The organism is Desulfatitalea tepidiphila, assembly GCF_001293685.1.
In the GTDB taxonomy this organism is placed as follows: Bacteria; Desulfobacterota; Desulfobacteria; order Desulfobacterales; family Desulfosarcinaceae; genus Desulfatitalea; species Desulfatitalea tepidiphila.
The window spans coordinates 790,217-803,806 of record NZ_BCAG01000006.1 but is presented as its reverse complement, the minus strand read 5'-3'; the positions used below and the strand labels follow the sequence as shown (position 1 = coordinate 803,806).

At 51.3% G+C, this 13,590-nt stretch carries 9 protein-coding genes; 6 read left to right on the top strand and 3 right to left on the bottom strand.

Going from position 1 to position 13,590, the window contains the following annotated elements; all coding sequences use genetic code 11:
- Entirely contained in the window at positions 1-1,617 is a 1,617-nt protein-coding gene (locus tag DFT_RS23585) for a KamA family radical SAM protein (protein ID WP_235506314.1), read from the bottom strand.
- A 416-nt stretch (positions 1,618-2,033) separates the two neighbouring features.
- Here DFT_RS23585 and rdgC point away from each other — a divergent pair, with 416 nt between their 5' ends.
- From rdgC to DFT_RS23560, 5 genes are all read left to right on the top strand, one after another.
- A complete protein-coding gene (gene rdgC / locus DFT_RS23580; protein ID WP_054033941.1) occupies positions 2,034-2,648 on the top strand; it encodes a recombination-associated protein RdgC in 615 nt (204 codons plus the stop codon).
- A gap of 9 nt (positions 2,649-2,657) precedes the next feature.
- The gene (locus tag DFT_RS23575) at positions 2,658-3,185 is read left to right on the top strand and encodes a hypothetical protein (RefSeq protein ID WP_054033939.1); all 528 of its coding nucleotides are present in this window, start codon (positions 2,658-2,660) and stop codon (positions 3,183-3,185) included.
- 290 nt (positions 3,186-3,475) lie between these two features.
- Positions 3,476-4,594: a DNA polymerase III subunit beta gene (dnaN, locus tag DFT_RS23570; RefSeq protein ID WP_054033937.1), complete on the top strand. Its 1,119-nt coding sequence runs from the start codon at positions 3,476-3,478 to the stop codon at positions 4,592-4,594.
- Positions 4,595-4,602: 8 nt separating this feature from the next.
- A complete protein-coding gene (gyrB, locus tag DFT_RS23565; RefSeq protein ID WP_054033935.1) occupies positions 4,603-6,999 on the top strand; it encodes a DNA topoisomerase (ATP-hydrolyzing) subunit B in 2,397 nt (798 codons plus the stop codon).
- Between the two features lie 361 nt (positions 7,000-7,360).
- The gene (locus DFT_RS23560) at positions 7,361-8,152 is read left to right on the top strand and encodes a thymidylate synthase (protein WP_054033933.1); all 792 of its coding nucleotides are present in this window, start codon (positions 7,361-7,363) and stop codon (positions 8,150-8,152) included.
- An 11-nt stretch (positions 8,153-8,163) separates the two neighbouring features.
- Here DFT_RS23560 and asnS read toward each other — a convergent pair whose 3' ends face one another.
- Positions 8,164-9,528: an asparagine--tRNA ligase gene (asnS, locus tag DFT_RS23555; RefSeq protein ID WP_054033930.1), complete on the bottom strand. Its 1,365-nt coding sequence runs from the start codon at positions 9,526-9,528 to the stop codon at positions 8,164-8,166.
- Positions 9,529-9,549: 21 nt separating this feature from the next.
- On the bottom strand, positions 9,550-10,944 hold the full coding sequence (locus DFT_RS23550; RefSeq protein WP_076750871.1) for a Do family serine endopeptidase: 1,395 nt from the start codon (positions 10,942-10,944) through the stop codon (positions 9,550-9,552).
- Between the two features lie 60 nt (positions 10,945-11,004).
- Here DFT_RS23550 and DFT_RS23545 point away from each other — a divergent pair, with 60 nt between their 5' ends.
- Complete coding sequence (locus DFT_RS23545) at positions 11,005-13,539, top strand: TIGR03960 family B12-binding radical SAM protein (protein WP_054033926.1); 2,535 nt, start codon at positions 11,005-11,007, stop codon at positions 13,537-13,539.
- Positions 13,540-13,590: the final 51 nt, after the last annotated feature.

The following is a 13,590-nucleotide window of genomic DNA, read 5'->3' as shown; positions in this document are numbered from 1 at the left end:
TCAGTAATAATACCAGATCGTCTTGTAATCGGCGACGTCCTCACCGTCGGCCTTGAGCCGTTTCAGATAATCGTAGATCGGGACATCTTGATACACATAGGTGTCGACCAGGGAAAGCTTCTTCTCCCATGGGTGGAATTCATAGACCCGCTTGCCATCCGGCATGACCGAAATGATGTCGTGATGCTGAGAGGCTTTGAGATAGTTTTTCCCCAAGCCCGGCACATTAAAGACGATCTCGTCGGTGCGCACGGTACCGGGCATCAACCGGGCCTCTTCCTTTTGCTCCTGTTCCAGTCGCGCGATGGGCACCCGGAAATCGTCGGTCTCCTCCTTACCCTTGGTATTGAAGGTGTAGTAAGGCGTCACACCGATCAGGCGCAACTTCTGGCGCAGGAGGCACGCCTCGAATTTTCTCGAATTATAGTACGTAAAGACAAGCTGATTATACACCTCCATACCGAATCGCCGGAATTGCTGAACGGCCTGCATGGCCTGGGGGGTGATTTCGTAAGGATGCTCAAAATGGGTCACGATAATCACTTCCCTTTTGCCGGGAATATGATACCGGCTGATAGCCCGCACCAGGGCGTCGCTGCTTCGCTGCGGCAATGTGACCGGCGTCCGGGTGCCGATACGGATGCGAAGGATGTGTGGAATGGCGGCCAGTCGTGCCATCAAGGCCTCGATCCGCTTGTTGGAAAGCAGGAAAGGGTCACCACCGGTCACCAGGACCTCGTTGATTTCGGGTGTCTCGGCGATCCAGTCGATCGCCGCATCGAGCTTGGATTTGGAAACCACCGACTGGGGGGAATAGACATCCTCTATTTCCCAGTTGCGCTGGCAATAGACGCAGATTTGCGGGCAAGTCAGGATCGGTTTGAGAATCAAGATATTGGGGTATCGTCGGGTGATACCTTCGATGGGTGAGGTGTTGCGCTCGAGCATGAAATCCATGGAGCGGTCGTTCCGTTGTTTGAGCGCCGCCAGGCTGCGGACGTAGTGCAGACTGGGAATGACCTGGGCGCGCACGGCGCGGTCCCTCTTGCCGCCGGTTTCATTATCCAAAAGGGAAAGATAATAGGGGGTGATGCCAAATGGGATGCGATGCTGGCGTGCCAGGCGGACGGCTTCATACTCATCGTCGGTCAGCTTGATGAGCGAGCGCAGCGTATCTGCATCTCGTATGATGTGCCGCACATGCCATTGCCACTTCTCCCATTCCAGGTCTGTGGCGTTAAAGAATTTCAATATTCTGTATTTATTTCTACTTCTTCTTCTAACAGCTTCGTTGTCGAGGCCGCAGGCATAACTTTGCATGTGGTGCTGGGCAGCCTGCGCCAACCGTGACAGGTCTTTGGAGCGCAACTTGGCGGCCTTGACGCCTTCATGTTTGGTGAAGGCCGGTATTTTATCTGTATATATTCCGGATTTCCCGGAGATCCCTTTGATCAAATGCTCCAACTCGGCCAGAAATGCCGGCGATGGATGATCAGCCGGTTTCTTGGCATAATTCGACAATAAGGATTCAATATATTCAATCATGCTGTAGCCGGCCAGGTTTTCGTTTCGCTCGGATATGATTTTGCGAAACACATCAATGGCATCGCGCCTCAAAATATACTCCAGTGGGGGGATATCAGGGTTTTCCTCATAAGTTTCAGCTAGTTGTAATGACAACCAATGACGAATGGCTCTCTTTTTGGCATCACTTTGCTGATCGGAGGTAAGGATGGTTTTGAGCTCCGGGGCCATATCAAGAATGGCCGATAGCCGTGATATTTCCTGTTGTTTATTCATCATTTTCACTTTCAAAAAAATCGGGTTGGATAGTGTTACGGGGAGGATCGGCAAGTGATCCCATTTATTCGCAATTGCTGTTTCTTGCATTCAACTTATGAATATATGGTCCGGGTTGTCAACCGTCACACGAATCGACACCCTAAAAACAGCTTGTTTTATTTAGTTAAAACAGCTATATTTAGTCGTTTTTATTGATAACCACTACACTATATGGTATTTGCAGGACGATCATGGGCTTATTGTCAGCAACGACTTCGGCCACCCGGTACCGGGTGGAAGGTCAACTGGAACACCCTATTATAGATGCGATCGCGGACGGACTCAAACGCTATGCGATTACCGATATCGATGGTCAACCCTCCGACGCGACCGTCGGATGGACCAGTTATCATAATCCGTTCGAACCGGATTTCGAAGGATCCCGTTTTCTGATCGGCACGCATGTGGTCTTTTCATTGCGTATCGACAAGAAATCCATTCCACCGAAATTGTTTCAGAAATATTACACCGGCGAATCATCCAAACGCTTACAGGCCCTGGAACGTGAATTTCTCTCCAAAGATGAAAAGCAGGCCCTGAAAGATCAGATCGTACAGCGATTGAACCAAAAAATACCCGCCACCCCCAGTGTTTATGATGTGGTCTGGCAATACGAAGCCGGCATCGTCTGGTTTTTTTCGAATCTGAAAAGCGCCAACGAACAGCTCGAAACCCTTTTTCATAAAGCGTTCGGTCTTCACCTGGTACGAATGATTCCTTATACCATGGCTTTCTTCGATACATCTCTCACCAATGACCAGCGCGATGTACTGGAAAAACTGGCCTTCACCGAAGAAGAGGTTTGATCACCACCGATGCTTGATATCGCCGTTGCCTATAATCGTTACCGATTCCTTGGAAATGAATTTTTGACCTGGCTCTGGTTTTCCATCGAAAACGATATGGAAACCCTGCGTAGGAGCGACCCTGATTTTCTGGACTTGGATGTGGGTAACCGCATGGTGTTGGAAAACCGGCTGGCCAACGGAAAGGAAAACATCGCCATCAAAGGCGATGCCGCCGGGTTGGAAGAAGCTCTCCTGGCCTTGCGAAAAGGCGCACTGATCACCGATATGCATCTGATATACAAGAGCGGCACTTTGGAGTGGCAATTTGCGCTAAAAGGCGAAAACCTGAGTTTTTCAGCTTTGAAGCTGCCCGAAACCGGCCCCATGGAATCGGCGGATGATAAAGAAGGCGTAATCCTGGAAAAAATCTATCTCTATGAGAAGCCATTTCAGTTAATCGATAAGTTGTTTCAGATATTTATAAAAAACCGACTATCCGCCCAATGGCAGGAGTTGATCATTCCGGGAATGAAAAAATGGCTGACGCCTGAGTAGGATGAACGTTCCGACAATCGCTGCACCCAAGGGTCACAACCAAAAGGTAACAGCAGATCAAAAGTTATTGACAGGGTGTTGATCAAAGAGTGTTCAAAACTTCGTCGTTATCCACAATAAAATGCTTACTATTCAAAAACGGCAGGTTGTTGAACTATTATAAACAGCGTTGTGAACAATTCATAACAATAAAAAATACAGTAAAAGTAAAACATTATATATAATATCAACGTTTGCACCGTCCCTATTAATAACAACATTCTTTAAATAAAAAAAAATAGGGGAAAAAGATGAAGTTTACGATCAAGAAAAGCGACATTGTGGATGTGTTGGGGAAAATCCAGGGGCTAACCGGAAGACGCAGCAATCTGGCGATTACCGAATGTGTTTTGATCACGACTTCGGACGCAAACGTTCATCTGAAAGCCACTGATCTTGAAACCTGTTTCGAAGGATCTCTGCCGGCTATCGTGGAGACATCCGGTACCATTGCCATCAGTGCTCGGAAATTTTACGAAATCTGCCGTGAATTCCCCAGTTCCGATATTTTGATCGATGAGACCGAAAACCGCTGGATCAACATCAGTGATAAAAAGGTGCATTATCACTTGATGGGGATGAACGCCGAAGATTTTCCCGATACGCCGGTTTTTGAAAATGTCGACTTGTTCGAGTTGCCGGCTGCCGATTTTAAACGCATGATCGAAAAATCAACCATGATCAGTGGGATCGGAGAAGATAAAAAACCCCATATCAACGGAGTTCTGTTCGAACGCATCAACCGTGCCGATACCGGGACCATCCGGATGGTCTCGACAGATGGCAGCCGTCTTTCGCGGTTCGATCTGAGCCTTGCAGATAAAGGGATTTCCTGGGAGGGACCGGGAGTCCTGGTGCCCAAAAAAGGGTTGCACGAAGTCAGTAAATTCCTGGATAGCGGCGGTACGGTCCACGTCGGTTTGCAAGACAGTTATTTTATTGTCAAAGGTGCATGCGAGACGATTGCCGTCCGGTTGCTGGAAGGCCAGTTTCCTCCCTATGCCGATTTGATTTCAAGGCAGACGGGACATCGCATTCCCATGCAAAAGGATCTCTTCGTCCAGATGCTCAAACGCATGTCCATCCTTTGTACGGAGAATTACCGTGCCGCCATATTCACTTTTGAAGAGGGGCGCCTGTCGATCAACGCCACCAACCCGGATATCGGTGAATCCAAGGAAGCGATGAGCATCGAATTCGATGGTGACAAGATCGAGGCGGCGTTTAATCCAAAGTTTTTCATCGAAGCGGTATCGGGTGTGGATGATGAAAATATTCTGGTCAATATTGTCAGTGACGACAAACCCTGCCTTGTGGATGGGGTGGAAGATAAATCTTATTTAAGTGCGATTATGCCAATGAGGGTCTAAGTAAACGTATGGAAAAAAAATACGATGCCAGTAGTATTGATGTCCTGGAAGGTTTGAAGCCCGTTCGCCTCAGGCCCTCCATGTATATCGGGAATGTCGATGTGGCCGGGCTTCATCACCTGGTCTATGAGGTGGTGGATAACAGCATCGACGAGGCCATGGCCGGACACTGCGACCGGATCGATGTCAGTGTTCACAAAGACAACAGGGTCAGTGTGGTCGATAATGGCCGCGGCATTCCGGTGGGAATTCATAAGAGTGAACATGTACCTGCCGTGGAAGTGGTTTTGACGAAACTGCACGCCGGTGGCAAGTTTAACAACGACAATTACAAGGTATCGGGAGGTCTTCACGGGGTTGGGGTATCCGTAGTCAATGCGCTATCTGCCCGGTTGGATGTAGAGATTTACCAGGACGGTCAAATATATTCTCAATCTTACGAGAGAGGTCAAAAAATCAACGAGTTGACCATGATTGGGGAAACCGATCGACGCGGGACCAAGATTAGTTTCCTGCCGGATGACACGATATTTAACAGTGTCGATTTCAACTATGAGATTCTGGCGCGCCGCTTAAGGGAGTTGGCCTTTTTGAACAAAGGGGTACGGATCACCCTGGAAGATGAACGCTCTGATAAACGCGATGAATTTTTCTATGAAGGAGGCATCGTCTCGTTCGTCGAATATTTGAACCGCCGCCATGTCGGTTTGCATCCGCCCATTTTCATCGAGGGGGAACGCAACGACACCCAAATCGAAGTAGCGATTCAATATAACGATACCTATACAGAAAATCTTTTTTCTTTTGCAAATAATATTAATACGATAGAAGGCGGTTTTCATCTCATAGGATTCAAGACGGCGCTGACCCGGTCGCTGAATCAATACAGCACCAACGGCAATGTACCAAAAAATCTGAGTGGAAAAATCAGTGGCGATGATGTGCGCGAAGGGTTGACCGCCGTCATCAGCGTAAGGATCAAGTCCCCCCAATTCGAAGGCCAGACTAAGACCAAACTGGGAAACAGCGAAGTAAAAGGGTTGGTCGAGTCGCTGGTCAACGAGAAACTGAGCACGTTTCTGGAAGAAAATCCCGCAGTCGCCAAAAAGATCATCGCCAAGGCCGTGGACGCCGCCCGAGCCAGGGATGCCGCCAAACGGGCCCGAGATCTGGCCAGAAACAAAGGATCTTTAATCGATGCCTCACTTCCGGGAAAATTGGCCGAATGCCAGGTTTCCGATCCGAATTTGCGCGAAATTTTCATCGTGGAAGGGGATTCCGCCGGCGGTTCGGCCAAGCAGGGAAGAGACCGGAAATTTCAGGCCATCCTTCCGTTGAAGGGTAAAATTTTAAACGTCGAAAAGGCCCGTTTCGATAAAATTCTACAAAGCGAAGAGATAAAAAATATCATTACAGCTCTGGGCACCGGTGTCGGCAGTGAAGAATATGACATCGAAAAGATTCGCTACAAGAAAGTGATCATCATGACCGACGCGGATGTGGACGGATCTCATATCCGCACGTTGTTGCTCACCTTTTTTTACCGGCAGATGCCTGAAATTATCGATAATGGGTATCTGTATATCGCCCAACCACCGCTGTTTAAACTGGGTAAAGGCAAAAATGAAACCTATCTCAAGGACGAGCAGGAATTCAATGACTTCTTGTTGAAAAAGATCTGCGAAAAACTCAAAATTGTGGTGAATGAAGGTCAGAAAGAGCTGACCAACCACACGCTCTATTTGTTCGCCGGTAACCTGTCCGAGTACTATGAATCTATAAACAAACTGGAACATCAAGGCATATCCCAGGATTTGGTGGATTTGCTGGTCGAAAAGGAAGTGGAAGACAAGTTTTTTTTACAGGACCGGGAACGCATGGAAAAACTTTGCGTCCATTTGAAAGAAAAGGGGTTTGATGCACAGACGCCGGAGTGGAATGAAGAACGGGGGGTCTTCGAGATTGCCATTCACCGCACGATTGCTGGAAAAACCGTGCAAACGGTAAGGGTCGGTCGAGGACTGATATACTCCACAGAGTATCAAAAGTGTGTCAGCGCCGGAAAAATCATCATGGAGAACAACTATCCCCCATTTGTTGTCAAGAGTGGTGAAGGGGATGTTCCGAGCAGCACGTTTGATAACAAGCGCGACTTGCTCAAATACCTCATCGAAGAGGGAAAAAAAGGAATATCGGTTCAACGCTACAAAGGTTTGGGAGAAATGAATCCCACGCAACTCTGGGAAACGACCATGAATCCGGAGAAGCGGGTACTGCTGCAGGTGGGGGTCGAAGACGCCGTGGAATCGGATGAGATTTTCACCATCCTGATGGGCGACCAGGTCGAACCTCGCCGGGAGTTCATTCAAAACAACGCACTGGAAGTCAGCAGTCTGGATATATAAGGACCAGCCAGGAGTGGCTCACAGGACTGTTTTGGTAAAAAAAGCGGCACCTTTAAAAGGCGAACCCCTAAGGTCTGCGGCCGGACCTTAGGGGTTCTGAATAGGGTGCGCTTTCAGTCAAGTCAGTACATACCACTCCAGCTTCAGTTCAGGACCAATTGTAACAACTCAAAAGGAAAATGAGGAAGAATAGAACGGAATTGCAAGCGCAGCTGACCTTTCGCACAGATAAGGAATGCTGTCAAGCGAAAAACAGTTCTTTTTTTTGTTCGACATAGTCGATAATTCGATTCTATTTTTTTTCTGAAAATACTATTTTTCTCAAATCAACGACCACTGCTAACCAAAGAGAGAATCAGGGATGCACATACACCACATCAAGGCTCGCGATCTCCCGGACCTATGGTTTCAAGCGGTTCACGACATATTGGATCACGGCAGACGTTTTACTATCGACAGGGGTTCTTATGCAGGACAGACGCGACTCGAATATGACTATTTTACGGGTCACGTGCTTTACCCGGGCACCCACCCGCTGATACCGGATATTCCACCGGCCTGCGGTATCCCTAACCCGGTGGAAGAGGCATATATATACGGCGGAGAGGGTTACGAGCGATCTTATATCGAGTATCTCATGACCGGTCACAAGGAGCCCGGAGAATCCTATACCTACGGTGAACGCTTGACCCGCGTACCCATCAACGGCGATAAATTGAAATGGTGGAAATCAGAGAATAAAGAGATTATCGATCTAAGGGATATCGACGGCAGGATCGTTTTCGAGGAGGATGGCCGACTTTACCTCAATCAGATAGAATGGATCATCGATACCTATAAACGTCATGGTCATCGCAACAATCAGATGGTGCTGCAAATCGCTCATCCATCGGATGTCACACTGGTCGATCCACCCTGCTTGAGGTCTATCGACACCCGCATCCAGGACGATACACTGAATTTTTTCGTCTATTTTCGTTCTTGGGACCTTTGGGGCGGGCTGCCGGCCAACCTGGCCGGTATTCAAAACCTGAAAACCTATATGGCCGACGCCATCGGCGTCAAAGACGGTGAAATGATCGTGGAGAGCAAAGGGCTGCACCTGTATGGTTATGCCGAGGATCTGGCCAAACTCAGATGTTTGCGTGTTTGATCGAACGACCCTTAGAAGGAGATGTTTTTCGGTGTCCGCGGAAAGGGAATCACATCCCGGATATTACTGATGCCGGTCATCAACATGATGAGTCTTTCAAATCCCAAACCGAATCCGCTGTGGGGTACGCTTCCGTAATGCCGGGATTGCAGGTACCACCAATAGTTGTCTTTTGAAAGTCCCATGGTCTCCATGCGTCGGACCAGAACATCATAACGCTCTTCGCGCTGGCTCCCTCCGATGATTTCACCGATTTCGGGTACCAGAAGGTCCATCGATGCCACGGTTTCCTGATCATCGTTCAGCCGCATGTAAAACGGTTTGATGTTTTCGGGAAAGTCATAGACAAAAACAGGTCGTTTAAAAACCCGTTCGGTGAGATAGCGTTCGTGTTCGCTTTGTAGATCCTGGCCATAAGAGACCGGATATTCAAACGCATGACCGCTATGCTCGAGCTGTGCCAATGCCTCTTTATAGGGAATGCGGACAAACTCCGATGAAACCAGGAGGTCGAGTTTTTTCATGAGATCTTTGTCCACGAATCGGGCAAAGAGATCTATATCGGCCGAACAGTGGGTCAATGCATGGTTGGTGAGATACCGGATCAACGTTTCGGCCATGGCCACGTTTTGTTCGAGATCGCAAAAGGCCATTTCGGGTTCGACCATCCAGAACTCTGCGGCATGCCGGCGTGTGTTTGAATTTTCGGCCCGAAACGTGGGACCGAAGGTGTAGACATCGCCCAGGGAGAGGGCCAGCATTTCGGCCTCCAGTTGTCCGGACACGGTGAGGTTGGCTTCGGTACCGAAAAAATCATCCGCCACGGATGTTTTGCCGGGAGGCAGCGTGGTGACGCGAAACATTTCACCGGCACCCTCGCAGTCCGAGGCGGTCAAAATAGGGGTATGCACGTAGCGAAAGTCGCGCTCGTGGAAAAATTGATGAACTGCAAATGCCAGTTCGGAACGAATACGAAAAACGGCGCCATATTTATTAGTGCGGGGCCTCAGATGGGCGATGGTACGCAGGTATTCGTCGCTGTGGCGCTTTTTTTGGAGAGGAAAGTCTTCCGGTGCAGACCCGAGGACGGCGATGGCGGTGGACCGAAGCTCCCACTGCTGCCCCTTGCCCTGGGAAGGTACCAGCTGGCCTTGAACGGTCAAAGCCGTGCCGGTGGTCACCTGGTGAATCAGGTCGTCGTAATTGGGCAATGTCTGGTCTGCAATGATCTGGAGGTTGGCGAGGCAGGAACCATCGTTCAACTCGATAAAGGAAAAGCCCTTGGCGTCGCGACGGGTGCGCACCCATCCCTGGACACGTATATTTTCCGAGGGCTCGGTGCGCTTCAATAGTTGTGTAATCTTGGTCCGCTGCACGGCAATTCTCCTGGTAAGCGGCTATGGCGACAATCGGACGGTTAGATAATACACCCGGTCATCGCGCTGAACAAGGAGCAGAACGGAAGATTTCAGCCGCGACTTGATCACTGCATCGCTGAATTCGTCGATCGTGCCAATGGTTTGGTCGTCGAGTTGGACGATGACATCACCCGCTGCCACGCCGATATGAGACAGATGGGATCCTTCTCGCACCTCCGTGATGACGACCCCGCGATCCGATAGAATGCGGAACTGGCGGCGAATGCGCTGATCCACCGGTTGAACCCTGACTCCCAAACGTCGCCAGGACAGTTCCGCTGCGCGCTCGCGGGGATAGGTGCGCGTCTTGATTGAGATGCGTTTGCCGACGGCGTCTCGCAGGGTCGAAAAGTCAACCGTCTCACCGGTCGAAAGGGCACGGACCGCCGCATAATAGTCGTCGACCGAGGTGACGTTGCGGCGGCCAACGGCGGTGATCAGGTCGCCGCTTTCCAGTCCGGCCCGGGCGGCCGGGCTATCCTCTTCGACCTGGGTAACCACCACGCCGTTGACATTCTGAAGGCCGAGATAGGCGGCCATACGGCTGTCCAGATCCTGGACCACCAATCCAATCCAGGCCTGCATGACATGGCCGTACTGAATGAGGTCGGCGATGATGCGTTTGGCTTTGTTGATCGGAATGGCAAAGCCGATCCCCTGGGCCTTGGCGTAGATGGCCGTGTTGATGCCGATCAATTCGCCATTGATATTGAGCAGTGGACCGCCGCTGTTGCCCGGATTGATGGAGGCATCGGTCTGGATAAAGTCGTGAAAGACGCGGTCGTCCGTGTTGATACTGCGGTTGACGGCACTGACCACGCCGGTGGTCACGGTGTGCGAAAAACCGAAAGGGTTGCCGATGGCGATGATGGTTTCACCGATCATGATGTCGTCGGAATTGCCCATCTCGATGGCCGGCAGCGCCGTGTCGGTGTTGATCTGCAGGACCGCCAGGTCCGAATCCGGATCCGCACCGACGATGCGCACGTCGAATTGGCGTTCGTCCTGCAGCGTCACCTTGATCGAGGTGCTGCGTTCGATGACATGGGCATTTGTCAGAATGAAACCGCGCCGGCCGTCGATGATGACACCAGATCCCAAACTGACCCGTTTTTGGGGTTGCTGTTCGAAAAAGTCTCGGAAAAAATTGTCGAACAGTGGATTTCCGCCAAAGGGATTGGGCCGATTGTGGACCTGGTATTCCGAACTGATATTGACCACCGCCGGACCAACCTTTTGAACCGCCTGGACCACCGGGGTTTGTCGATCGAATGCCCAGGCCGGCAAGGCCGAAACGACCGCCAGGAGAACCAGGGTGAGGATGAGGCCGGTTTTGGGCTTGCTTTGAGGGCCAAAGTCTGCCAAAAATACCATTTTTTTCAATTTTCTCCAATAATTGGACCAACATCAACGGTAAATTAGAGCGTTCATATCATGCGAACCACATGCATTCAAGATCTCTTGGGCAACGTCGAAAAGCCGAGCCGCTACCTAGGCACCGAGGTCAATCGATGCGTCAAAAACCCTTCGGATGTCAAGCTCCACATGGCCCTTGCCTTTCCGGATCTATATGAGATCGGCACCTCTCATTTCGGCATTCAGATTCTTTATCATCTGCTCAATCAAAACCCCCAAGTAGCGGTAGAGCGAGTCTATGCCCCGGCCAGAGACATGGCGGAATTATTGCGTCAGCGGCAGGTGCCCCTGTGCAGCCTCGAAACCCAGACCCCTTTGAGCCGTTTTCATGTCATCGGAGTCAGTCTGCTCTACGAGCTCAATTACACCAATGTACTCAACATGCTCGACCTCGCCGGAATTCCCCTTTACGCCCGGCAACGTGATGGCAATCACCCGTTGATCATCGCCGGTGGTCCATGTATCAGCAATCCGGAACCCATGGCGCCATTTTTCGATGCCATGCTCTTTGGCGATGGAGAAGAGGCCCTGCCTCAAATGGCAGCCGAATGGATCGCCTGGAAAGATGCGGGAGGAGGCGACCGACGCCGGCTGCTGGAGCGGTGGTCCCAAATCCAGGGGGTCTATATTCCATCCTTTTTTCATGCCGAGTACGATCGCCGGGGTTTTCAAACATTGACGCCGAAGCATGCCGATCAAGGCACCATCCGAAGGGCCATCGTCGCCGACCTGGATCGTGCCTTTTTCCCCCAACGACCAATCGTGCCCTTCGGCAAGCCGATCCACGATCGGCTGCGGCTGGAGATATCGCGCGGATGTACGCGCGGCTGCCGCTTTTGCCAGGCGGGCATGATCTATCGGCCGGTTCGCGAACGATCGTCGCAGAACCTTCTCGATCTGGTGGACGCATCTCTGGCGTCCACAGGCTACGACGAATTGTCGCTGCTCTCGTTAAGCACCGGCGATTATACGCGCCTGGTACCGCTCATGGAGGCGCTGATGCAGCGTTGCCAGTCGGATCGGGTCGCCGTTTCGCTGCCGTCCATTCGTGCCGGCACGCTCACCCCCCGCTTGATGTCCCTTATAAAAAAGGTACGCAAGACCGGCTTTACCATCGCCCCCGAAGCGGGCAGTCAGCGGTTGCGGGATGTGATCAACAAGAACATCCGTTTCGAGGATGTGGAAAAAACCGTAGCCCATGCCTTCGAGCTCGGGTGGCGGGTCATCAAACTCTACTTCATGATCGGCCTGCCCACCGAAACCGAAGAAGATACAGACGCCATTGTCGACATGGTCCAGGCCCTCAAACAGATTAAAGGTCCGCGCCAGAGGCGAGGACAGATCAACGTCAGTGTGACCACCTTCATACCTAAGGCGCACACGCCGTTTCAGTGGGCCTCCCAGCTTTCAATCGATGCGTCCAGAGCCAAAATGGAACACCTCGCTGCCAAACTGCGACGTCCCGGCGTGCAATTCAAATGGCAGGACCCGAGAATGAGCGAGCTGGAAGGGGTGTTGGCACGGGGAGACCGCCGAATGGCGGAGGTGATCGAACAGGCCTGGCGCATGGGCTGCACCTTCGATGGCTGGAGCGACTGGTTTGATTTCGGACGTTGGCAGCAGGCCATCGAGGCGTGCGGGCTGGATTTTCGGTTTTTCACGGAGCGGGAACGCCAACTGGACGAACCGCTGCCCTGGCAACATATGGATTCGGGTGTGACCGAGGCGTTTTTGAGAGAGCAACTGCACGCGGCACTCAATGGCGAACGGTTGCTGGATTGCCGCAATGGCCCATGTCAACAATGCGGTGTGTGTGATTTCGACACCATTCGGCCGCGCATTTTTGAGGAGGGTCCCGCGAACCGGGAAACGGAAGCGGAGGTGGCTGGCGAAGCCGAAAAAGACCGTTCCGAGCCGGTGGAATACGAAATGGTGTGGACCAAAATGGGGCCGGCGCGGTTTTTTGGGCATTTGGAAATTATCAAAATCATGACCGCCGCCCTGCGTCGCCTCGACCTGGCGCTGATCTATTCCAAGGGGTTTCATCCGATCCCTCAGATTTCTTTCGATAATCCACTGCCCCTCGGGATGGAGAGCGAAGCCGAACGGATGTGGGTGAAAACGGCGGTCCCCTATGACGAACAGGTATTGATGGCCCGTATCAATTCCCAATTGGCGGAAGGTATTCGTCTGACCGGATGTCGGCGGATCGGCGGACGCAAGGATAAATTCAAGCCCGATGAGGATCACTACAACGTCTTTATCGATCCGCGCAGCATCGACCTCGATCTGATCGAACGATTCGTCCAAAGCAGCCAATGGCCTTACGAACGCAAAACCGGAAAGGGGCGGGTTCGCGTGATCGATCTAAAGGATTGCGTCAAAAGCATCGAGGTTCGCGGCCCCCAAACCCTTTATCTGGCGATCAAGCGAATGCCGCCCCATATGATTCGTCCTGGAGTCGTTTTGCAGCAGGTCTTTTCGTTAAAAGAGGAGGATGCCGCTGGCATCCGGGTGGTCCGGTTGGATAAGTCATCGTTGCACAACAATTGACATCGCCCCGCAAAAGGGGTAGAAGTATAAAAACACGCATAAAATTGGTAG